12 protein-coding genes are annotated in these 23,973 nt (G+C 62.8%); 10 read left to right on the top strand and 2 right to left on the bottom strand.

The features are described from left to right. The first annotated feature begins 49 nt into the window (after positions 1-49). From treS to treY, 6 genes are all read left to right on the top strand, one after another. On the top strand, positions 50-3,442 hold the full coding sequence (gene treS / locus LDZ27_RS15205) for a maltose alpha-D-glucosyltransferase (RefSeq protein ID WP_244816822.1): 3,393 nt from the start codon (positions 50-52) through the stop codon (positions 3,440-3,442). Continuing rightward, positions 3,435-5,663, top strand: a complete 2,229-nt coding sequence (gene glgB, locus LDZ27_RS15200) for a 1,4-alpha-glucan branching protein GlgB (RefSeq protein ID WP_244816821.1) — start codon at positions 3,435-3,437, stop codon at positions 5,661-5,663. The genes treS and glgB overlap by 8 nt, the downstream gene beginning before the upstream one ends. 840 nt (positions 5,664-6,503) lie before the next feature. Continuing rightward, a complete protein-coding gene (gene glgX / locus LDZ27_RS15195; RefSeq protein WP_244816820.1) occupies positions 6,504-8,750 on the top strand; it encodes a glycogen debranching protein GlgX in 2,247 nt (748 codons plus the stop codon). 96 nt (positions 8,751-8,846) lie between these two features. Further along, positions 8,847-10,742, top strand: coding sequence for a malto-oligosyltrehalose trehalohydrolase (gene treZ, locus LDZ27_RS15190; protein WP_244816819.1), 1,896 nt, complete (start codon positions 8,847-8,849; stop codon positions 10,740-10,742). Beyond that, the gene (gene malQ, locus LDZ27_RS15185) at positions 10,739-12,943 is read left to right on the top strand and encodes a 4-alpha-glucanotransferase (RefSeq protein WP_244816818.1); all 2,205 of its coding nucleotides are present in this window, start codon (positions 10,739-10,741) and stop codon (positions 12,941-12,943) included. The genes treZ and malQ overlap by 4 nt, the downstream gene beginning before the upstream one ends. Continuing rightward, positions 12,940-15,891, top strand: a complete 2,952-nt coding sequence (gene treY / locus LDZ27_RS15180) for a malto-oligosyltrehalose synthase (protein ID WP_244816817.1) — start codon at positions 12,940-12,942, stop codon at positions 15,889-15,891. The genes malQ and treY overlap by 4 nt, the downstream gene beginning before the upstream one ends. A 114-nt stretch (positions 15,892-16,005) precedes the next feature. Here treY and LDZ27_RS15175 read toward each other — a convergent pair whose 3' ends face one another. Together LDZ27_RS15175 and LDZ27_RS15170 are read right to left on the bottom strand one after the other, a co-directional pair. Beyond that, positions 16,006-17,367, bottom strand: a complete 1,362-nt coding sequence (locus tag LDZ27_RS15175; protein ID WP_244816816.1) for a hemolysin family protein — start codon at positions 17,365-17,367, stop codon at positions 16,006-16,008. 62 nt (positions 17,368-17,429) lie between these two features. Continuing rightward, positions 17,430-18,551, bottom strand: a complete 1,122-nt coding sequence (locus LDZ27_RS15170; protein WP_370653427.1) for a sensor histidine kinase — start codon at positions 18,549-18,551, stop codon at positions 17,430-17,432. A gap of 477 nt (positions 18,552-19,028) precedes the next feature. On the opposite strand from LDZ27_RS15170, the gene LDZ27_RS15160 reads away from it, so the two are divergent. The 4 genes from LDZ27_RS15160 (at position 19,029) to LDZ27_RS15145 (ending at position 23,734) form a co-directional block, all read left to right on the top strand. Further along, entirely contained in the window at positions 19,029-20,105 is a 1,077-nt protein-coding gene (locus LDZ27_RS15160) for a glycosyltransferase family 2 protein (RefSeq protein WP_244816815.1), read from the top strand. 21 nt (positions 20,106-20,126) lie between these two features. Next, complete coding sequence (locus tag LDZ27_RS15155; RefSeq protein WP_244816814.1) at positions 20,127-21,614, top strand: N,N-dimethylformamidase beta subunit family domain-containing protein; 1,488 nt, start codon at positions 20,127-20,129, stop codon at positions 21,612-21,614. Positions 21,615-22,031: 417 nt separating this feature from the next. Then, on the top strand, positions 22,032-23,297 hold the full coding sequence (locus LDZ27_RS15150; protein ID WP_244816813.1) for a flippase: 1,266 nt from the start codon (positions 22,032-22,034) through the stop codon (positions 23,295-23,297). A gap of 257 nt (positions 23,298-23,554) precedes the next feature. Further along, positions 23,555-23,734, top strand: a complete 180-nt coding sequence (locus tag LDZ27_RS15145) for a hypothetical protein (protein ID WP_244816812.1) — start codon at positions 23,555-23,557, stop codon at positions 23,732-23,734. Positions 23,735-23,973 lie beyond the last annotated feature (239 nt).

Raw genomic sequence — 23,973 nt, 5'->3', positions numbered from 1 at the left:
AGCGGAACGAGCAGACAAGCGAACGCCTACAAAAGCATTGGAGCAAACCGTGGATACAAGGGTGAAGCGCAACAAGAAGACGTCGATACTCAGCGACGATCCGCTCTGGTACAAAGACGCGATCATTTATCAGGTTCACATCAAGTCGTTCTTCGATTCGAACAACGACGGCATCGGCGACTTCGCGGGCCTGCTCGCGAAGCTCGATTACATCGCGGAACTGGGCGTCGACGCCATCTGGCTGCTGCCGTTCTATCCCTCGCCGCGCCGCGACGATGGGTATGACATCGCCGACTATCGCAACGTGCATCCGGACTACGGCACCCTCGCCGATGTGAAGCGCTTCATTCAGGAAGCGCATGCGCGCGGCATTCGCGTCATCACGGAACTCGTCATCAATCACACGTCGGACCAGCATCCGTGGTTTCAGCGAGCGCGGCGCGCGAAGCCGGGATCGAATCATCGCAACTTCTACGTGTGGTCGGATACGGACAAGAAGTACGAAGAGACGCGCATCATCTTCATCGACACGGAGCCGTCGAACTGGACGCACGATCCGGTCGCGGGCCAGTATTACTGGCATCGCTTCTATTCGCATCAGCCGGATTTGAACTTCGACAATCCCGCCGTGATGAAGGAAGTGCTGCAGATCATGCGCTTCTGGCTCGACATGGGCATCGACGGCCTGCGGCTGGATGCGGTGCCGTATCTCGTCGAACGCGAAGGCACGAACAACGAGAACCTGCCCGAGACGCACGCCATTCTCAAGCAGATTCGCGCGACCATCGACGCCGAATATCCGAACCGCATGCTGCTCGCCGAAGCGAACCAGTGGCCGGAAGACGTGAAGGAATACTTCGGCGACGAAGACGAATGCCACATGGCGTTCCACTTCCCGCTGATGCCGCGCATCTATATGTCGATTGCGAGCGAAGACCGCTTCCCGATCACGGACATCATGCGGCAGACGCCCGAACTCGGCGCGACGAATCAATGGGCGATCTTTCTGCGCAATCACGATGAACTCACGCTCGAAATGGTCACGGATTCCGAGCGCGACTACCTGTGGAACACGTATGCGAGCGATCGCCGCGCGCGCCTGAATCTCGGCATTCGCCGGCGTCTCGCGCCGCTCATGGAGCGCGACCGCCGGCGCATCGAACTCATTAATTCGCTGCTCCTGTCGATGCCGGGCACGCCCGTCATCTATTACGGCGACGAACTCGGCATGGGCGACAACATCCATCTCGGCGACCGCGACGGCGTGCGCACGCCGATGCAATGGTCGTCCGACCGCAACGGCGGCTTCTCGCGCGCCGATCCGGAACAACTCGTGCTGCCGCCCGTCATGGGTTCGCTCTACGGCTACGACGCAATCAACGTCGAAGCGCAAAGCCGCGATCCGCATTCGCTTCTGAACTGGACGCGTAAGATGCTCGCGGTGCGCCGCTCGAAGCATGCGTTCGGGCGCGGCAAGATTCGCTTTCTGAAGCCGAGCAATCGGAAGATCCTCGCGTATCTGCGCGAACTCGATGGCGAGCCGCCGATTCTCTGCGTCGCCAATCTTTCGCGCGCGCCGCAAGCGGTGGAACTCGACCTGTCGGAATTCGCCGGCTCCGTGCCGCTCGAAATGACCGCGGATCAACCGTTCCCCGCCATCGGCCAGTTGACGTATCTGCTGACCTTCCCGCCTTACGGTTTCTTGTGGTTCCAGCTATGCCCCGGCAACATGCGCCCCGCATGGTCGCAAGCGCCGTCGGAGCAATTACCGGAGTTCGTCACCATGGTGATTCGCGCAGGGCAGACGGGTCCGACGCCTGAGAACGTGCGTCTGCTCGAATCCGAGGTGTTGCCGAGCTATCTGAGCAAGCGCCGGTGGTTCGCATCGAAGGATCAGAAGCTGCATGCGGTGCGCCTTGCCGCGCTCACGACGATAGAAGGCGCGGGCTTCGCGTTCACGGAAATCGAAGCGGATGTCGGCGATCACACCGAACGCTACGTGCTGCCGCTGTCGATTGCCTGGGGCACGGAAACCACGTCGCCGCTCTATATGCAGCTCGCACTCGCGCGCGTGCGGCGCGGCCGCACGATCGGCCATATCACCGATGCGTTCGCGGTGCCGCAGTTCACCTACGGCATCCTGATCAAGCTCAAGCAGCGCGCCGTCGTCACGACCGTGCAGAAGAGCGAGATCCGCTTCCTCCCGACCGAACGCTTCGATACGCTCGATCTCAACCCGGCCTCGCCGCCTGAAATTCGCTGGCTCGCGGCCGAGCAGAGCAACAGCTCGCTCGTGATCGGCGACAAGATCGTGCTGAAGCTCGTGCGCCGCGTGGTCGGCGGCATTCATCCGGAAGCGGAGATGAGCCGCTATCTCACGAAGCTCGGCTATGCGAACACCGGCCCGCTCTATGGCGAAGTGGTGCGCGTCGATCCGCAGGACGTGCCGCATACGCTCGTGATTCTGCAAGGCTTCGTCGACAATCAGGGCGATGCCTGGAATTACGCGCTCGATTATCTGCGCCGCGTCGTCGATGAACTCGCGGTCACCGGCGAAACCGATGAGACGAAGCCCGATCAGACCGCGCAGGCAGGCAGCTTCGAAGGCTATGCGAACATCATCGGCATCATCGGCAAGCGGCTTGGCGAATTGCACGTCGCGCTCGCCACGCCGACGGACGACGAAGCGTTCGCGCCGCGCCGCGCCACCGCGAAGGACGTCAAGGGCTGGATCGACGGCACGGTGCAACTGCTTACGAGCGCGCTCGACATCCTCGCGCAGAAGATCGGCGGCTTCAACGAACATGACCGCTTCCTCGCGCAGAGTCTGCTGGATCGCCGCGACAGGCTCGTCGATGCGGTGAAGAAGCTCGTTACCGCCGACTCCGATGCGCTTTGCATCCGCATCCACGGCGACTTCCATCTGGGTCAGGTGCTGATGGCGCAAGGCGATGCATATCTGATCGACTTCGAAGGCGAACCCGCGCGCACGCTGGAAGAGCGCCGCAGAAAGACGAGTCCGCTGCGCGATGTAGCGGGGCTTCTGCGCTCGCTCTCGTATGCGAGCGCGGCGGCGCAACCGACGACCGAGAGCGCGCCCGCGCAGGTGGCCGACCGCAAGCGTGCGCTTTTCGAGCGCATGCGCGCCGTCGGCGAGGAGAGCTTCATGCGGCAATACCGGGATGCGATCGCGTCGTCGCCCGAACCGATCGCCGCCGAGAGCGCGTTCTCCGCCCTGCTCGATCTCTTCCTGATCGAAAAGGCCGCCTACGAAATCCGCTACGAAGCGGCGAACCGGCCGACGTGGATCGGTCTTCCGCTGCGGGGCCTCGCGTCGCTCGCGAGCCGTCTGCTCGGCGAGACGGGCGAGCCGCCCGCGCCCGGCACGCGACCCGTATTCGGAGCAACCAAGGACAATCCGGATGGAACCCACCATGAATAACCGCAGCGATCCGGCAGCGGATACGAGAAATCCGGCGCATGGTCTGAATCCGCTCGATACCGACGCGCTCGTGGAAGCGCGGCATCCCGATCCGTTCTCGATGCTCGGGCTGCATCAGACGGAACACGGTCATGTCGTGCGCGCGTTCTTGCCGAATGCATCGGGCGTGCGTGTCGTCGATGCATCGAATGGCGAGCCGCTCGGCACGCTCACGCGCATCCACGATGCAGGGCTTTTCGCGGGCTTCGTCGAGCGTCCGGCTGCGTACCGGCTTCAGATCGACTGGCACGGCACACCGCAGGAAACGCACGACACGTATTCGTTCGGCCCCGTTCTCTCCGACGACTCGCTCAACCGCCTCTCGAACGCCGATCCGTATGCGGTGCTCGAATGCCTCGGCTCGCGGCCGGTCACGCATGGCGGCGTCGCGGGCGTGCGCTTCGCGGTGTGGGCGCCGAATGCGCGGCGCGTGTCGGTGGTCGGCGACTTCAACACGTGGGATGGCCGCCGTCATCCGATGCGTCTGCGTCATAACGCCGGCGTGTGGGAGCTGTTCATTCCGGGCATCGGCGCGGGCACGCGCTACAAGTACGAGATCGTCGCGCGCGAAGGCCACACGCTGCCGCTCAAGGCCGATCCTTGCGCGATGCAGAGCGAGAAGCCGCCTTCGACGGCATCGGTGGTGGCGGATGCCGACGCCATCGACCATTACGCATGGACCGATGAGCAATGGATGAACACGCGCGGCGCGAAGCAGACACCGCAGGCGCCCATCGCCATTTATGAGGCGCATGCGGAGTCGTGGCTGCGCGTGACGGAAGAAGACAACCGCGGCATGAACTGGCACGAGCTTGCGGAGCGCCTGATTCCGTATGCGAAGGGCATGGGCTTCACGCATCTGGAATTCATGCCGATTGCGGAGCATCCGTTTGGCGGATCGTGGGGATATCAGCCGCTCGGCCAGTTCGCGCCGTCCGCGCGTTTCGGCACGCCGGAGCAGTTCGCGGAGTTCGTGAACCGTGCGCACGAGGCGGGGCTGGGCGTCATCATCGACTGGGTGCCGGCGCATTTTCCGAACGACGCGCACGGTCTCATCCAGTTCGACGGCACGCCGCTCTACGAGCACGCTGATCCGCGCGAGGGCTATCACCAGGACTGGAACACGATGATCTACAACCTCGGCCGCAACGAGGTGAGCGCGTTCCTGATCGCGTCGGGCCTTGCGTGGCTGAAGCGTTATCACGTCGATGGCCTGCGTGTCGATGCTGTGGCATCGATGCTCTATCGCGACTATTCGCGTAAGGCGGGCGAGTGGGTGCCGAACATCTACGGTGGACGCGAGAATCTCGAATCGATTGCGTTCCTCAAGCGCTTGAATCAGGAAGTGCGGCACATTCCGGGCGCGATCACGGTGGCGGAAGAATCCACCGCGTGGCCGGGCGTGACGGCGAGCGTGGACAGTGGCGGCTTGGGTTTCGACTTCAAGTGGAACATGGGCTGGATGCACGACTCCCTGCACTACATGCAGGAAGACCCGGTGTATCGGCAGTATCACCATCACCTGTTCACGTTCGGGATGGTGTATGCGTATTCGGAGCGCTTCGTGCTGCCGCTTTCGCACGACGAGGTGGTGCATGGCAAGGGATCGCTCATCGGCAAGATGCCGGGCGACCGCTGGCAGAAGTTCGCGAATCTGCGGGCGTATTTGAGCTTCATGTGGACGCATCCGGGCAAGAAGCTGCTTTTCATGGGCGGCGAGTTCGGGCAGGTTGCGGAGTTCAATCACGACCAGTCGCCGCACTGGCATTTGCTCGACGATGCGATGCACGGCGGGCTTCAGAAGCTCGTGCGCGATCTCAACGTGCTCTATGTGAACGAACCGGCGCTTCACAAGCTGGATTGCGATCCGCGTGGATTCGAGTGGATCGTCGGCGATGACAATGCGAACAGCGTGTTCGCGTATCGGCGCACGGATGCGGAGGGACGCGAGCTTGTCGTCGTTTGCAATATGACGCCGGTGCCGCGGGTTGGGTATCGCATTGGCTTGCCTCGCGGCGGGCGTTGGAGTGAAGTGCTCAATTCCGATGCTGCGATTTATGGCGGGTCGAATACTGGCAATGGGGGGGTCATTCATGCTGAGGACATCGGCAGTCATGGGAAGCAGCAGTCTGCTGCACTTACTCTGCCGCCGTTGGCGGTGATCGTGATTCGGGGGGATTGAGGTTTGTTGCTCGGCGGTTTCTTGCTCTGCGGTTGTTTACGCTGCTGTTGCTTGCTCTGCGGTTGTTTGCTCTGCGGTTGCTTGCTCGGCGGTTGAGTGGGTTGTTGCAACTCGTGTCGGTCTATTAGCGTTGCCCCTCCCCGGGGCGGGGGTCACTTTCTTTGCTTGGGACCAGAGTAAGGCGCTAAAGCGCCAACTCTGGTCGACACAAAGAATGTAACCAAAGAAAGCAGCTTTCTAGCCCACAGCACTTAATGTGTGGGCAGCTTGCGGAAAGAGCATTGGCACTCAGCTTATAAACAGCCTTGAATCACCTTCCGCGCCCGCTGAGCGCCACATCCTGCGAGCCCCTTGGCTCGTTAACACCATCGTTTGCAAGCGTATGTGCGCCTGTACGTGTTTGCGGTTCAACGACGCTGATGCGCCGGCGCTCGCAAAACTCATTGACGCCCGCCGCCGACTAACGACTGGACCGCAGACGCAAGCGCAAAACGCGGATGTGGTGTTATCGAGCCAAGGGGCTCGCAGGACCTGGCGCTCAGCGGGCGTGGAAGGTCATTCAAGGCTGTTTATTTACCGAGTGCCAATGCTCTTTCCGCAAGCTGCCCACGCATTAAGTGCTGCGGGCTCAGAAGCTGCTTTCTTTGGTTACTTTCTTTGTGTCGACCAGAGTTGGCGCTTTAGCGCCTTACTCTGGTCCCAAGCAAAGAAAGTGACTGCCGCCCCGCACAGGGGCAACGCAAATAGACCGACACGAAAATTAAGCACAGAAGAGAACCCGAAGAACCGCCCCGCGCCCGCGAACAAAAAGCACCTCACAAACCCCAAAAAAGGCCAAAAATGGCAAACGCATTACCCGAAAAGTTGCTCCCGGGCGCTCCGTACCCGCTAGGAGCCAACTGGGACGGCCTGGGCGTCAACTTCGCGGTGTTCTCGTCGAATGCGCACCGCATCGAGGTGTGTCTCTTCGACAGCACCGGCCGCAAGGAGCTGATGCGCTTCGACCTGCCCGAATGCACCGACGAAATCTGGCACGGCTATCTGCCGGGCGCGCATCCCGGCACCGTCTACGGCTTTCGCGCGCACGGGCCGTATCAGCCGCAACAAGGGCATCGCTTCAATCCGCACAAGCTGCTGCTCGATCCCTACGCGAAAAAGCTCGTCGGCCCCTGGCGATGGTCCGATGCCCTCTTCGGCTATCGCGTGCATTCGAACCGGCTCGACATGTCGATGGACCGGCGCGATTCCGCGCCCGCCATGCCCAAGTGCATCGTCACCGACGACGCCTTCGACTGGTCCCGCGACGTGCGTCCCGATACGCCCTGGGGCGAAACCGTCATCTACGAAACGCATGTGCGCGGCGCATCGATGGCCCGCCACGATATTCGCCAGCACGAACGCGGCACGTTCGCCGCGCTCTCGTCGCCGTGGTTCATCGAGCATCTGCAAAAGCTCGGCATCACCGCCGTCGAGTTTCTGCCGGTGCACGCCTTTCTCAACGACCGCTTTCTCATCGAGCGCGGACTGCGCAATTACTGGGGCTACAACACCGCCGCGTTCTTCGCGCCCGAGCCGTCGTATCTGTCGACGCACCGCCTCAACGAAATGCGTATCGCCGTGCGGCAACTGCATGCGGCAGGCATCGAAGTCATTCTCGACGTCGTCTATAACCACACCTGCGAAGGCAACGAACTCGGGCCGACGCTCTCGTGGCGCGGTCTCGACAACGCGAGCTACTACCGCCTCATTCCCGGCGACGAGCGGCATTACATCAACGAAACCGGCTGCGGCAACACGGTGAACCTGTCGCATCCGCGCGTGCTGCAAATGGTGATGGACTCGCTGCGCTACTGGTGCACGGCGTTCAACATCGATGGCTTCCGTTTCGATCTCGGCGTGACGCTCGGGCGCGAAGGACACGGCTTCGATCCCGGCTCCGGCTTCTTCGACGCAGTCCGCCAGGACCCCGTCCTCTCCACGCGCAAGCTCATCTCCGAGCCGTGGGACATCGGTCCGGACGGCTACCAGGTCGGCAATCATCCGCCCGGCTTCGCCGAATGGAACGACAAGTTCCGCGATGGCGTGCGGCGCTTCTGGCGCGGCGATTCCGGCATGCGGCCCGATCTCGCCGCGCGTCTCACCGGCTCGGCGGAACTCTTCAACCGGCGCTTCCGGAAGCCGTGGGCGTCGGTCAATTTCGTCGCGTCGCACGACGGCTTCACGCTCGCGGATGTCACCGCGTACACGCACAAGCACAACGAAGCGAATCAGGAAGGCAACAACGACGGCCATAACGAAAACTGCAGCGCGAACTGGGGCGTGGAAGGCCCGACCGACGACCCCGCGATCCTCGATGTGCGCGCCCGTCTCGCGCGCTCGATGCTCGCGACCACGCTGCTCTCGCTCGGCACGCCGATGATCCTCGGCGGCGACGAGTTCCTTCGCACGCAGCACGGCAACAACAACGCGTATTGCCAGGACAACGAGCTTTCCTGGCTCGACTGGGACGCGGCGCACAGCGCGCCCGGCGTGGAGATGACGGAGTTCGTCGCGCGCGTGATCGCGCTCAGAAAAAAGTACCCGGTGCTGCGGGAAACGCGCTTTCTCTATGGCGACCGCGAAGTGCTGCCCGGCCTCTACGACGTGAGCTGGTTCGACGAGCGGGGCAACGCGCTCGCCATCGAAGCGTGGCAGGACCCCGAAGGCCGCGCGCTCACGTTGCGTCGCGCGGGCCCCGGAACCAGCGGCGAAATCGACGTCGTTCTGCTCATGATCAACGGCTCCGCGCAGAAGCTGATGTTCGCGCCGCCCGCGCCGCACTTGGAATGGAACGTGCTGCTAGACAGCGCGGAGCCGGACGCCATCGAGCGGCCGCTTGTCGGCAGCGAACTGGAGCTGGACGCGCACAGCATCGTCGTGCTGCTCGCGCAGCCAACCGGTGAAGCGGACTGGCAGGCCGTATGGATGGCGGGCGCGCATCAGGGTCCGCGTCTTCTGACCGCGTTGCCGCCGGACCCCGGAACGTTGGCGTCGAACCGGCCATCCGAGCCGGACGCGACACCGAGCGACACCTCGGCGACACCTTAGCGACGCGCGAGCGACGGCATCGTCAGGCAACGCACCGAGGCTCGCGGCGGCACGCATCACATTGGCAATGCGACAAAGCAAACCAGGCACGAAATCATGTCCGAACGTCCGATCGATCCTCACCAGCATCAACACGCGCATTGCCTTCCTTTCGGCGCGCATCTGACCGGCGCCGAACGCGAGAATCCGCGCACGCGCTTTCGTTTTTGGGCGCCGTCGCGCGACCGCGTTCAAGTGGAGATTCAGCGAGCCGGCAGCACGACGCCCGAACTCGTCGACATGCAGGCAACCGGCGACGGCTGGTACGAAGCCGAAGCCGACGCAGGCGCGGGCACGCTGTATCGCTATCGTTTCGACGATGACCTCGCCGTACCCGATCCCGCATCGCGCTTTCAGCCGCAGGACGTGCATGGCCCGAGCGAAGTCGTCGATCCGCGCGCGTATCGCTGGACGAACACGAACTGGCATGGCCGGCCGTGGGAAGAGACCGTGCTTTATGAACTGCACGTCGGCGCGATGGGCGGTTATGCGGGCGTCACCGCGCGTCTGCCGGAACTCGCGCAGCTCGGCGTGACGGCCATCGAACTGATGCCGCTCAACGACTTCTCCGGCACGCGCAACTGGGGCTATGACGGCGTGCTGCCCTATGCGCCCGATTCGGCCTATGGCCGCCCCGAAGAACTCAAGCAGCTCATCGACACCGCGCATGGTTTGGGCCTTATGGTGTTTCTCGATGTCGTCTATAACCACTTCGGGCCGGACGGCAACTATCTGCATGCGTATGCGAAGACGTTCTTCCGCGAAGGCGTGAACACGCCGTGGGGTCCTGCGATCGATTTCGAACGGCCGCAAGTGCGCGACTTCTTCTTCGACAACGCGCTCTACTGGCTCAACGAATATCGCTTCGATGGCCTGCGCCTCGATGCAGTGCACGCGATCAACGACGACGAATGGCTGCGCGAACTCGCGGATCGCGTGCGCAGTTCCGTCGAAGCCGAGCGGCATGTGCATCTCGTGCTGGAGAACGAGCACAACACCGCGAGCCTGCTGGAAAAGCACTTCGACGCGCAATGGAGCGACGACGCCCACAACACGCTGCACGTGCTGCTGACCGGCGAGAGCGAGAGCTACTACGAGGCGTATTCGGACAAGCCCATCGAAAAGCTCGCGCGCGTGCTTGCCGAAGGCTTCGTGTATCAGGGCGATCCATCGCCCATTCACGATGGCGCGCCGCGCGGCGAGCCGAGCGGACATCTGCCGCCCACGGCTTTCGTGATGTTTCTGCAGAACCACGATCAAGTCGGCAATCGCGCGATGGGCGAACGCCTGCGCTCGCTCACCGATGATGATTCGCTTCATGCCGCCACCGGCCTGCTGCTGATTTCGCCGCAAATCCCGATGCTTTTCATGGAAGAGCAGTACGGCTCGAAGCAGCCGTTCCTCTTCTTCACCGACTATCACGACGAACTCGCCGATGCCGTTCGCGAAGGCCGCCGCAAGGAATTTGCGAAGTTCTCCGCATTCACCGATGAAAAGCGCCGCGCGCAGATTCCCGATCCGAACGACAAGCGCACGTTCGAGATGTCGTCGCCCAATGTGGCGAACAAAGAAGACGAACTCGATCGTCTCGAATGGCTGCACTTCTATCGTTCGGCGCTGACGGTGCGCGCGAAGCTCATCACGCCGCGTCTGAAGGGCGCGAAATCGCTTGGGGCGAACGTGATCGGCGAAAAAGCGCTCGTCGCGCGCTGGAAGCTCGGCGACGGCGAGACGCTCTCTATCGCACTCAATCTCGCCGATGCGCCCGTCGCGCTCTCGGATGCACCGCAGGGCAAGGTCATCTTCGAGACGCCGCCGCGTGCGCAGGATCGCGCGAGCGAGGGCGAACTGAGCGGCCGAACGTTCGTCGCCTGGCTCACCGGCGACGTGAACGAATACGCGAGTGCGCACGACGCGCGCCGGCTGGAACCGACCGAGGGACAACGCACGTGAGCGCCGCGAACACCGCAAACGAAGCGCGTCCGCGCTCGACCATCGAAACGCTCGCGCAACGCGCGGGCTTCGAAGTCGAGTGGCAGGACGCGCACAAGAGCACGCAGCGCGTGCCGGAAAAAACCCTGCGCGTGCTGCTCGAAAAGCTCGGCCTGCCGTGCGGCAACGCCGCGCAGATCAAGCAGAGCATGTCCGCCATCGATGCCGAAATGAGTGGCCGAAAGCTGCCGCCGCTCATCACGGCAGAGGTGGATCGCGGCATCGCGCTGCCGGTGTCGGCGGCGAAGTCGGGCGCGCGCTATCGCATCGAAATGGAAAGCGGCGAGGTCATCGACGGGCGCTTTACGTCGCCCAAGGGCGAGACCGCCCTGCTCGCGCCGATTGCCGAGCCGGGCTATCACACGCTCGTCATCAACGACCATCGCACGACGCTCGCGGTCGCGCCCGCGCGCTGCTATACGGTCGACGATGCGTGGCGCGCCCTCGGCCAGGACGCCGATGCGCAGAAAGCGCCGCCGCTCTGGGGCGTCGCCGCGCAAGTCTATGGCGTGCGGCGCAACGGCGACGGCGGCGTGGGCGACTTCACCGCGCTCGCCGCGCTTGCGACGCAGGCCGCGAAGCGCGGCAGCCATGCGCTCGCCATCAGCCCGATGCACGCGATGTTCACCGCCGAGCCGAACAAGTGCAGTCCGTACTCGCCTTCGTCGCGGCTCTTTCTCAACATCGCGCATATCGACCCGGCGGCCGTGCTCGGCGCGCCGGCCGCGCGCGCGGCGATCGAGAAGGCGGGCGTCGCCGATGAGTTGACCGAACTCGAGCGCCTCTCGCTGATCGACTGGCCGCGCGCGATGAAAGCGCGCATCGCCGTGCTGCGCGCGCTCTTCGACGGCTTCTCGCAAGACGACGATTCCCCGTTCGCGAAGGACTTCGCCGCGTTCGTGAAGGAAGGCGGACGCGCGCTCGAAGACCACGCGCGCTTCGAAGCGCTGCAGGCGGAACAACTCGCGCAAAACGGCGAAGGTCACTGGCGCAACTGGCCCGAAGACCTGCGCGATCCGCGCAGCGAAGCCGTGGCCGCGTTCGCCGAGGCGCATCGGCGCGAGGTGGACTTTCATCTCTTCACGCAATGGCTCGCGGCCAAGGGACTCATGCACGCGCAGCACGCCGCGCGCGATGCGGGCATGGCCGTCGGCCTCGTCGCGGATCTCGCGGTCGGCTGCGACAGCGCGGGCAGTCACGCATGGTCGTATCGCGACGACATGCTGACGGGCGTGTCCGTCGGCGCGCCGCCCGATCTCTTCAATCAGGCCGGGCAATCGTGGGGCCTCACGACGTTCTCGCCGCGCGCGATGCGCATGCAGGGCTTCGCCGCGTTCATCGACATGTTGCGCGCCGCGTTCGCGCAGGCGGGCGGCATCCGCATCGATCACATTCTCGGCTTGCGGCGGCTGTGGCTCGTGCCCGAAGGCGAAAGCGCGAAGGACGGCGCGTATCTGCGCTATCCGTTCGAGGACCTGTTGCGGCTCATCGCGCTGGAATCGTGGCGGCATCGCGCGATCGTCGTTGGCGAGGATCTCGGCACCGTGCCGCCCGGCTTCAGCGAGCGTTTGCAGGAGCAGGGTTTGCTAGGTATTCGGGTGCTATGGTTCGAACGTGCTCAGGATGGCGAAGGATTCAAGCCGCCGGGCGAATGGAGCGACGGCGTAACCGCGACGACGACGACGCACGACCTGCCCACCGTCAACGGATGGTGGCGCGGGGAAGACATCGAATGGCGCTCGAAGATCGGCCAGACGATGGCGCGCGAAGACGGACGCGATCCGGTCGAAGCGGCGATGGAAGAGCGCGGCGTGGATCGCGGGCATTTGTGGCGCGCGTTTCAGGAAGCGGGCATCGCGCCGAAAGACGTCGAGGCGCCGCCTATCGACAACGCGCCCATCGATGAAGCGCTCGCATTCGTCGGCATGACGCCCGCGCCGCTCGTCACGTATCCGCTCGAAGACCTGCTCGGCCTCGTGGAGCAGCCGAACCTGCCCGGTTCCATCGACGAGCATCCGAACTGGCGGCGGCGTCTCGCGCTGCCGGTCGAAGAAATGTTCGCCGACGATGCATTCAGCGACCGCCTGCTCGCCGTGGACTCGGCGCGCAAGCGTTCCGTGCAGCAAGACAATTCAGACACCCCAAAGCCCGAAACACCATGACCGTACCGCGCTCCACGCTAAGGCTTCAGCTTCACAAGGGCTTCACGTTCGACGACGCCGCCGCGCAGGTGGACTACTTCGCCTCGCTCGGCGTGAGTCATGCGTATGCGTCGCCGATCACGACGGCGACATCCGGCTCCACGCACGGCTACGACACCGTCGACTATACGAAGGTCAATCCCGAACTCGGCGGCGAGGAAGGCTTGCGACGCTTCGTCGAGAAACTGCGCGCGCATGAAATGGGACTGATCGTCGATGTCGTGCCGAATCACATGGGCGTCGGCGGCTCGGAGAATGCGTGGTGGCAGGACATCCTCGAATGGGGACGCCACGCGGCGCATGCGCGCTTCTTCGATGTGGACTGGCATTCGCCCGATCCCGCGCTGCGCGGCAAGGTGCTTGCGCCGTTTCTCGGCGCCGCGTATGGCGAGGAGCTGCAAGGCGGCAAGATCAAGCTCGCGTATCGCGCGGACGAAGGGCGCTTCGTGATCGAGTACTACTCGCACGTGTTTCCCGTCTGTCCGGTCGATTACCCCGCCGTGCTTCAAGAAGCGCCCGAACTCGCGCAACGTTTCGCGGGCCTCACGACGCAGCCCGCCGATCAGCCGCGCGCCGCCGATGCGCGCACGGCGCTCGTGACCATCGCGCAGACCGAAGGCGGACAGGCCGCGATCCAGGCGGTTCTCGCGGCGCATTCGCCGGAGACGAATGCGGGCCGCGAGCGTCTGCATCGGCTGCTCGAGCGGCAGCATTTCCGCCTCGCATGGTGGCGCACCGCTGCGGACGAAGTGAACTGGCGGCGCTTCTTCGACGTGAGCACGCTCGGCGGCGTGCGCGTCGAACGGCCGGAAGTCTTCGAGGCATCGCATGCGCTCATTTTCCGGCTCTTCACCGAGGGCCTTATCGACGGCGTGCGTATCGATCACGTCGACGGGCTGGCCGAGCCGCGCGAATACTGCCAGCGTCTGCGCGCGCGGCTCGAAGAGCTGTCGGCCGAGCGGCCCGAGGCATTGCGCAACGGCAATGGCCATACGTACTTCGTCGTCGAAAAGATTCTTGCGCGCGGCGAGCCGCTGCGTCGCGACTGGCAAGTGGACGGCACCACCGGCTACGACTTCATGAACGATGTCGGCGCGCTCTTGCACGATCCCGCGGGCGCCGAACCGCTTGCCGCGCTGTGGGCGGAACTCACGGGCAAGAGCGGCAATTTCGCCGACGAAGCGTTGATCGCGCGGCGCAAGATTCTCGCGGAGAATCTCGCGGCGGAACTCGATCGCGTGACACGCGCGCTGCATCGCATCGCACGCGATGCGCAGACCACGCGCGACTACACGTTCACGTCGATTCGCCGTGTGGTTGCCGAACTCGTCGTGCACTTTCCGGTGTATCGCATCTATCCGGTGGGCGGCGTGCGCAGTGCCGAGGACGACCGATACTTCTTACAGGCGCTCGACGCCGCGCGCGCATCGCTTGCGCATGCGGACCACGTCATACTCGATCAGGTGGCGCAGTGGCTCGGCGGCAAGCTGCCCGACGATGCATCGCACACCGAACGAAACGAACGCAACGAGAAGAACGATCGTCAGCGCGAACGTGCGGCGGAGCGTGGCCGCGATCGCGATCGCAATCAGGCGCAGGCGGCTTCCGGCCAAGCACAGAATCCGCAGGCATCGGCGGGATCGCAGCGGCGCGCGGCGCAAACGCTGTTTTCGCAGCTGACATCGCCGGTGGCGGCGAAGGCTGTCGAGGATACGGCGTGCTATCGCTATGGACGGCTCATCTCGCGCAACGAAGTGGGCGCCGATCCGGGCGAGTTTTCGCTGTCGCTGGAGGAGTTTCACAAGGCGAACCGCGAGCGTCTCGCCACGTTTCCGCATGCGATGCTGTGCACCGCGACGCACGATCACAAGCGCGGCGAGGATGTGCGCGCGCGCATCGCCGCATTGAGCGAGATTCCAGACGAATGGGCCGCGACGCTCAAGGCATGGTCGACGCTGAATGCGCCGTTGCGACGCGGACCGAATGGCGGCCATAACGAAACGAGCGACAGCAGGGACTGGGCGCCCGGCCCCGCCGCCGAGTCGATGCTGTATCAGACGCTCGTCGGATGCTGGCCGCTCACGCTCGCGCCCGACGACGAAGCCGGCGTACAGGAGCTTGCGGAGCGCGTCGCGCAATGGCAATTGAAGGCGTTACGCGAAGGCAAGCTGCGCACGAGCTGGTTTGCGCCGGACGAGGCGTATGAGCAGGCGTGCAGGGACTTTCTCTTCGATATCGTCGCGCCGCAGCGTCGCAATGGCTTCTTGCAGGAGCTATCGAAGTTCGTCGAGCGCATCGGGCCGATCGGTGCGATCGACAGCTTTCAGCAGACGCTCTTGCGGCTCGCGTCGCCGGGCGTGCCGGATCTTTACCAGGGCACGGAGCTATGGGATTTCAGTCTCGTCGATCCGGATAATCGCCGGCCTGTGGACTATGAATTGCGCCGCAAGTGGCTTGAGGAAATCGACGAGAAGGGACCGCCTTCGGAGCAGATGGCCAACTGGCGCGACGGACGTGTGAAGCTCGGACTCGTGCGCCGGGCGCTTGCCTTGCGCAAGCATTGCGAATCGCTGTTTGCTCAGGGCGAGTATCTGCCTTTGGCTGTGCAGGGCGAGCATGCGAAGCATGTCATCGCTTATGCGCGGCATGCGGGCAGTGCTTATGCGATCGTCATTGCGACGCGGCATGCTGCTTCGTTGCTCGGCTCTGCGCCCGATTTGCCGCTCGTTTCCCCTTCCGTTTGGGGCGATACTTCCGTCGTTCTGCCCGAGGCGCTTCATTCGCGAGCGTTGTTCGATTGGCTCAGTCCTCATGCGCCTAAAGCCGATGGCGAGCGGCTATTTTTGCGCGATGCGCTTGGGGTTATGCCGGTTGCTTTGCTTGTTGAGGAGGGAGTACCGGGGGGTTAGGTTCTTTTTGCTCTCGCTGGGGCGTTGCTTATGTCGGTTTATTGGGCTGCCCCTGTGCGGGGCGGGGCAACGCCAATAGACCGACAAGACAATTAAGCACAACAAAAAAAGGTCTCATTGAGCCTCCTCAAACGCCTCCTCACGAGGATAAACCCGCACAAGCACAATCCTAGGCCCATTCATCTTCTTGACGACGATATCGAACCGATCGAACCCGACCCGCTGCCCTTCGGAGGGCAAATCGCCAAGCGCATTGATAACGAGCCCGCCGACGGACTCGGCGCGCCCTTCATCGATATCGATACCGAGCGCACGCTCGAGCGACACCACGGGCAACGAGCCCTTGCCCATCAGCGTGCCGTCGTCCATGCGCGACCAATCCGCATCACCCTGACGGAATTCGTCGTGAATCTGGCCCACGAGCGCGCCAAGCAAGTTATCGAGCGTGATGAAACCGATCGGCTTTGCGCCCTTCCTGCCGACAATCGCGAAATGCGGCGCACCCTTGCGAAAGCGCCTGAATAGTTCGAGCGCCGACAAGTTAGGCGCCACATACTGCACCGGCCGTACATAGCGCGACAGCTTGTCGAGCTTGCTCATGTCTTTCGTGAGACTGAAGCTGAACGTGCGGCTCTCCGGCGCGCGCGCAAGCAACAAGTCCTTCAAATGAATCATGCCGATCACCCGCTCGCCCGACGCATCCGCGTATAACGGATAGCGGCTGAAGCGATGCCGCGTAATCACCGCAAGGTTGTCGCGCGCCGGCAAGTCGTTGCGCAGACCGATGAGTTCGTGCGCAGGCCGCATCAGATCCGAGACCGTCATGCGGCTGAAATCGAGCGAATGCGCAATGGTGTTCCACTCGTCCGCGTTATAGGAAGACGCGCCGCCATGACGCCGTCCACGCAAAATCAGCTTGAGTTCATCGGTTGAATAATGCGCGTCGTGTCCATGTTCCCCCGACATGCCAAAGAGCCGCAGCACGAGAATCGCGCTCGTATTCAGCACCCAGATGAACGGGTACATCAGCCAATAGAAGCCATAGAGCGGTGTCGCGAGCCACAGGCCTACTTGCTCCGCACGACGAATGGCCCACGACTTCGGCGCGAGTTCTCCGACGACGATATGCAAAAAGGAAATGGCCGAGAACGCGAAGAAGAGCGAGATGGACTCGACGAGCTTTTCCGAATGCACGCCGATAAGCGCAAAGAGCGGATGCAGAATCGTTGCGAAAGCAGGCTCGCCGATCCAGCCGAGCCCAAGCGACGCCAGCGTGATGCCGAGCTGGCACGCGGAAAGATAAGCATCGAGCTGGCCGTGCACCTTGGCCAGCAATCGCCCTGGCAGACCATTCGTTCGCGCGATGGCCTTGACACGCGTCGTCCTGAGTTTGACGAGCCCGAATTCCGCCGCCACGAAAAAACCATTGAGGGCGACGAGCAACAATGCGCCAACGAGCGCGACAACCTGAGCCAAGGCAACTCTCTTTCGGAAATGGAAAGCGTCAGTATATGGGCGACAGGCAATCGAAAGTGAATTTACATCCCGGCAACCGCAATGCGCGCCGATAGCACGGCCTCCGCACCATCGACGATATTCGCATGCTCGAACGCGCCGCCATGCGCTTCGGCCACGCGCTTGCAAAGCGCGAGTCCCCACGCGATGCGCCCGTTCTCGCGCGGCTCCAACGCCTGACGTCGCGCAAAGGCTTCGAGCACATGCGGCGCCGAAGAATCGTTGAGCGCTTGCGCCGATGCAACGAAGCGCACGTCCGTGCGCCACATGCCGCCCTCGATGTTGCTCGACACTTGCACGCTCGCATCGCGCGCGCTCGCTTCGGCGGCAAACGCGAGCATGAGCCAGAGCATTTGCGTGAGGCGCTCGGCATCGGCTTCGACCTGCTCTTCCGCAAGCGGCGACTCCACGTTGATGGCGACGCCACGCGCGCGCGCGATGCTGGATCGCGCAAGCGCCACGCTTCGTTCGAGCAACGGACGCACCGCGACGGGCGCGAGCAAAAGCGCGACGGCCTTGGTTTCCGCGCGCGTCCTATCGACGGATTGCTCGATGAGCTTCACCTGCTGTTCGACGCCCGAGCGGATACCGGCAAGCGCGCGTTGCGCAGCGGGATCGTTTGCATCGACTTTGCGTTCGAGCACATAGCCCCAGCTATGAATTGCGTTGAGCGGACCGCGCAAATCGTGCGAAACGATCGACAGCACATGATCGCGCATGAAAAGCGACGCCTCCGCTCGCAGATGCGCGAGGCGTGTCGCGCTGTCCTGCGCGTCGGGCGCGCCCGCGCATGGCGAGACGATCAGCGTGACGGAGTCGCTCGCCGGCAGCGCGAGAATGGTGAAGCTGCGCGTGGCATCGTCTTCGCCGAACGAGACTTGCGCGCGGCGGATGCCATTGCCGGCGAGCGCGGCATCCGCAGCGTCGGCGAGCGCCGCGGCAACCGGCTTCGGCAAGGTGCTTTGCGTGAGCGCGCGCTGGCGCAGTGCGGCCAAATCGATATCGAAGATATGAGCGAAGGCGGCATCGGCCGAAATGCAGCGCTGGGCTGTATCGAGCACCAGCACGCCATCGTTTCCTGCCACGGCCGGATCGCCGGATTGCGCGCCTGTGCGTTCGACCGAACTGGAGAAAGACGTGGTCACGGTTATTGGTCCTTGCATGTATCGATTATTGCGGTAGTTGCCGCGTCGAGCGGCCGCCGAGTTGTCAGGCGAAATGCCTGAACCATCGACCTGTTCGGGCTTTCGTAAGGCCATTATATGTGAGCACCCCACGCTTATCCGTCGCTCGAAAGCGGGCTTGCCACGGCGTCTATTAGCAAGCCATGTGCGTGCTTTCACGCGTGCGCGCCGTGCATTTCCTTGCGATGAAGCAGGCGCGCCCAAGGCACTGAGTTTCCTTCGCTATGCGGGCTTCACCACCAAGCGGCCGCTTCTCGTCAGAACATTCGTGCGTCGTCGAACATTCGAACCTTACAATTAGCCATAAGCTCCCTCTCAAGATAGCGCCACGGTCGGCAGGTCCTTAAGGGCCGCACTCGGGGAAACAGACGCCGACCATTCAGCACGCTCTCGGCCACGGTAAGACTCAATCAAAACCTCAACCGGTGACACGAGCCTATGACACGCGCCCGCAGCGACGCACCGACTCTGCTGTCGGTGGTTATCCCGGCGTATAACGTCGAACACTACATCGCCGCTTCTCTCGAATCCGCGCTTTCGCAGCCGCGCTCCGACGAGATGGAAATCATCGTCATCGACGACGGTTCGACAGACCGCACGCTCGAACGTATCCGTGAGGTGCAGCGCACCGAACGCGGCAAGAACATCCACGTCATTCATCAGGAAAACCGGGGCGTCTCGGCCGCGCGCAATCGCGCGATCGCGCAGGCGTCTTCGCGCTATATCGGCTTTCTCGATTCCGACGACGTCTGGTCCGCCGATTTCACCGCCAGGATCATGCCGCTGCTCGACCGGAGCGCGGCGGACATCGTCGAATTCAACGTGGGCATCATCAATTCGAATGGCAAGGTGATCGACAAGGTCAAGCTGATCGATCAGGCGACCATCGGCCCGCGACGATGCGATCTGTCGGCGCTGCTCGACTTCGCGCGCGTCTATCAGGTGTTCCCGGCAGCGCGCGTCTATAAGCGCGAACTGTGGGACGGCATCGAGTTTCCAGCGGGACGCGTGTACGAAGACGCCTCCGCGATTCCGCTCGTCTATGCACGCGCGCGCTCGCTTTATCGTCTTGCGGACGAGCTCTACTTCTATCGGCGGCGCGCGGGCAGCATCACGACCCGCGCGACGCCTTACACGGTCACGAGCCTCGCTGTCTGCGCCGAAGAAACTTTGCAGCGCTGCAATGGAGGCGTGCTCGATCCGTTCTGGCTCGCGATGTTCCATAAGGTCTTTTCGTATGCGTGCTTTCAGGCGGCACGCGTCGACACCCCTGCATTCGATGAATCGCTGCAAATCATCGAAGCCACCGCAGCGCGTTACCGCCTGTTTGCCGCGAATCGCACCGACACGCCCGGAGAACTGCGCTTTCATCGACGCATCGTCGCGGACCGGCGCTGGTTCCAGGCCAAGCGCATCGTCAAGCGCGCGCTCGGCATGGAATTGCGCGCGCCTGTCGCAACGCCGCGCGCGCTTGCGCCAGGCGACCTGAGCGGCAAGCCAGCCGCTAATCCATAAAAGAACCCAGCGAGGCGCTCAATGCAGATCTATCCGATGAGACCCGGCTTCACCGCCGGCGACTGGTTCGAACTCGCGGTGCAGCCGGGTTCGCGCTTTGGCATCGCCATTTATCATCAGGGCGACGACGAAAACCTGACGAGCGTGGGCGGCGTCGCCGCGCAGCCGGGCGGCAGCGTCAAGGCCGAAATGAAGCACGGCAGAGTCGTGTTTCAGTCGCCGGGAAGTCTCGCGCCTGTGCGCTTCGATCAGGACTGGGGCTGGCCTGTCATCACGATCAAGCCGAATAGAGACGCGCTTCAAAGCGGTGCGTATGTCGCGATCGCGTATGAAGTTGGTGCAAACGGTGAACCATTGACGGACCTCGGACGTCGTGTCATCGCGCACAAGCCGATCTTCGCCGGACCGCCCGATAGCGACAGCATGGCGCTCGTCATCGCGCGGCCAAGAAAGCGCTCTGCCGACCTCGCGTATATCGTGCCGGTCAATACCTACCACGCGTACAACTCGATGGGCGGCGGATGCTATTACGGCGACCCCATTCACCGCACGCATCCGCAAACGCGCGTGAGTCTGCTGCGTCCCGGCGGCGGTCTCGGCGCGCAACTCGGCGAGCCGACCGATCCCTACGACCCGCGCTCGCCGCGTCAGCAGTTCACGCATTGGGACGCGAAGTTCATTCGATGGCTGCGCGCAGAAGGCATCGCATGCGACTTCTATACGGACCATGACCTGCATCGCGGCACCGATCTTGCGCTCGAAGACTACCGCTGCATGTTGAGCGTCGGGCATCACGAATACTGGAGCAAGGAGATGCGCGAGCGCGTTTCGCGCTTCATCGCACAGGGCGGCAATCTCGCGATCTTCAGCGGCAATACGTGCTTTCGCCCAATCGATTACGGCGATGCCGCCATCGACGGCGATTACGCCATCATGAATCGCCTCGGCGCGCAGTGGCCGGGGCACGACGAGTCGGATCTAATCGGCCTGAGCTACGGCTATGGCGGCGGCAAGTACGGCGTGTGGAAGCGCTTGCGCGGCGGCTGGATCAAGCGCGAGCGCGAAGCGATAGGCTATACCGTGCGTCAGGACGATCACTGGGTCTTTGCGGGCACGGGCCTTCGCAACGGCGAGACGTTCGGTGCGCTCGACCGCCTCGTCGGTTATGAGGTCGATGGCGTGCCGCACGAGCCTAACGGCTTCGTCGCACTTGCCGATACGGTGAAGCTCACCGGCTGGGACATCGGCGGTGCAGGCGCAATGGGCGTGTTCCAGCCGGATCGAAACGGCCACGCGAAACAGGGCCTCGTGTTCAACGGCGGCACGACCGACTGGCCGCGCGTCCTCATGGACACGAACGCGGAGAGCCGGCTCGTCGTCGATCAGATCACGCGCAATGTGGTGCGCAAGTTCATCGGCTTGCCGGCGCACTGCATCGTGCGTGAAGATGCGATCATCGATGCGGCAAGCGATCTCGCGCGTGAAAGCGCGGATAGCGCGGCGGCATAGCGATTCCGTCATCTTCGTGCATCATGATGCCTGGATGGCATGGCACGCGACGCGCCCGAACGTGCGTGTGCAAACCCACTGAAGAATAGTTTTTTTTGCGGTTTAATGCTGGCGGGTACGTCCTGCGTCATACCCGCGCCGCAATGCGGCCGGTACTGACGCCAGAGCCTTGCTGTTATTGAGTCATCAATCTCGCACATGACCCTTCGTGCGCCCGTCGTCAATTCAACGACACGGGCGCTCCATCTTTTTGGCCTTGCGTATCAGCCATGCCGGATTACGCTTTGACGAAACTATTCGCTTCGAGCGTTGTCAGGCAAATGCCCGCCAGAAAGGGGGTTCCATGGGTTATGCGCCAATCAGCATTTTTTGCATCGCCGAAATCAGGGCAGCACTCAAGCCGGGAAAAACCGCTCAATGGCTTCTTTTCGTAAGAACTTCACCATCCTGATGACGTTGCAGGTATCGACATACCTTGCACCGCTTTTGACGCTTCCGTGGCTCGCACGCGTTCTCGGGCCGAGCGAATATGGCCGCCTCTCCTTCGCCATGGCTTTCACGGCGTATTTCATCACGCTGACCAACTTCAGCTTCTCTCTTACGGCCACACCCAAGATATCCATCAATCGCGAAAACCGCGCGCTGCGCTCAAGGGTCTTCTGGGAGACGATGTACGCGCAGATCGCGCTTTCTGTCGCGGGCTTTCTCGTGCTGCTGGTGCTCACGCTCGTCGTGCCGATGCTCGCCGAGAATCGCCAGTTGCTGCTCGTGGGCTTCGGCATGGCCATTGGTTCGATGCTTATTCCGACCTGGTATTTCCAGGGCGTCGAAGACCTCGGGATGATCAGCGCGCTGGTGTTCGTGGGCCGCGCGCTCAGCATCCCGGCCATGTATCTCTTCGTGCGTCATCACGACGACGTCAACATCGCAATGCTCGTCAACACGCTCGTGCCGCTCGTGTCGGGTATCGCAATTTGCACGTATTTGTACTTTCGACGCGAGCTCGACTTCGTTCATGTGCCGCTCAAGGTCATCATCGAGCGTCTCAAGGAAGGATGGAGCGTGTTCATGGCGACCTCGCTCGTCGACATCTATGCGTCGAGCAACATCGTGCTTTTGACGTTCATTGCGGGTAACGTCGCGGGCGGTTATTTCGCGGCGGCCGACAAGCTGATCCGCGCGGCGCTGAACATGCTGAGGCCGCTCAAGACCGCTGCTTATCCGCGCGTGAGCTTCCTCATGCACCACGCGCGCGAGGATGCGTTCGCGTTCCTGCGCAAGATGTTCATGCTGCAAGGGACGATTGTCTCGCTCATTTCCGTGGGCATTTTCTTTGGCGCGCCGCTCGCGGTGAAAGTGCTATACGGCCCGCAGTTCGGCCCGACCGTAGACGTGCTGCGCTGGATGGCCTTCGTTCCTTTGATGTCCGGCCTTACCGACCTTTTCGGCGTTCAAACCATGCTTCCGCTTGGCATGAAGTCGCATTTCAGCCGCGTGCTGATCGGCTCAGCCGTGTTGAACTTCGGCTTGCTTGCGGTGCTTGCCAAGCTCTTCGGCGAGCAGGGCGCCGCAGCCACGGTGTTGATCGTCGAAACGGCCATTGCAGCGGCGATGGCTTTCACGCTGCACCTCGAGGGCGTGTCGTTGCTGAAGCGTCCAATGACCGGAAGCGCGGGTTCGTGAGCTGGCGCGTTTCCTGCGTAGCAATGGCGGTTTTCCGTTTTGGTGCCGCACGTCCCTTTCGCTACCCGACGTTCTTCAGAACACAAAGGCTGAGGAATTCGCCCCGCTGCTGCTGGCGGAACGGACCTCGGCCACCGTCCTCGCGCGCGTTTAGCGCGCTACTCTAAAAGTTGCTGGCGTGTATGTGTGCTGCCGCACGGACGGAAGCAGTTTCGGGGTTTATGGTACTACGTGACAATACTTATTGTGAGCGCGGAATGAAATCAGACGACCTGTCTTTCGAGCGTGTGCAAAAGCTCGTCGAGAGCGCCGAGAACTTGCGCATGCAATCGGCTGCGGTGCCCGTGAAGGATCTGAAGGTCTTGCTGGAGGTTTGCGAGATCGCCTTCAAGCAACGCATTTCCTCCGACGCGAAACCCGAACCCGAAGTCAATTAACTTCATCGCAACGATCAACCTCAGCAAAGAAGGATCAGGCGCGCAGCAATGCTCGCGAAAGCCGGCAAGGAACGCTCGCCGGCTGCCAGGGAAGTCTTCTAAAAACGAATCAATGACCAAATGACATGGCGTCCCGCACGAATCTCGATTCGCGGGACGTGTCATCGCAGTTGAATGAGGCAAGGCTTCGGCAGCTCGCACATGCAAGGCTGACGCAGCGCTTCGCACCCGCATTCATG

Origin of the sequence: Caballeronia sp. Lep1P3 (assembly GCF_022879595.1) — a bacterium.
GTDB lineage: Bacteria > Pseudomonadota > Gammaproteobacteria > Burkholderiales > Burkholderiaceae > Caballeronia.
The sequence above is the reverse complement of the archived record's forward strand: the minus strand, read 5'-3'. Positions and strand labels throughout refer to the sequence as shown.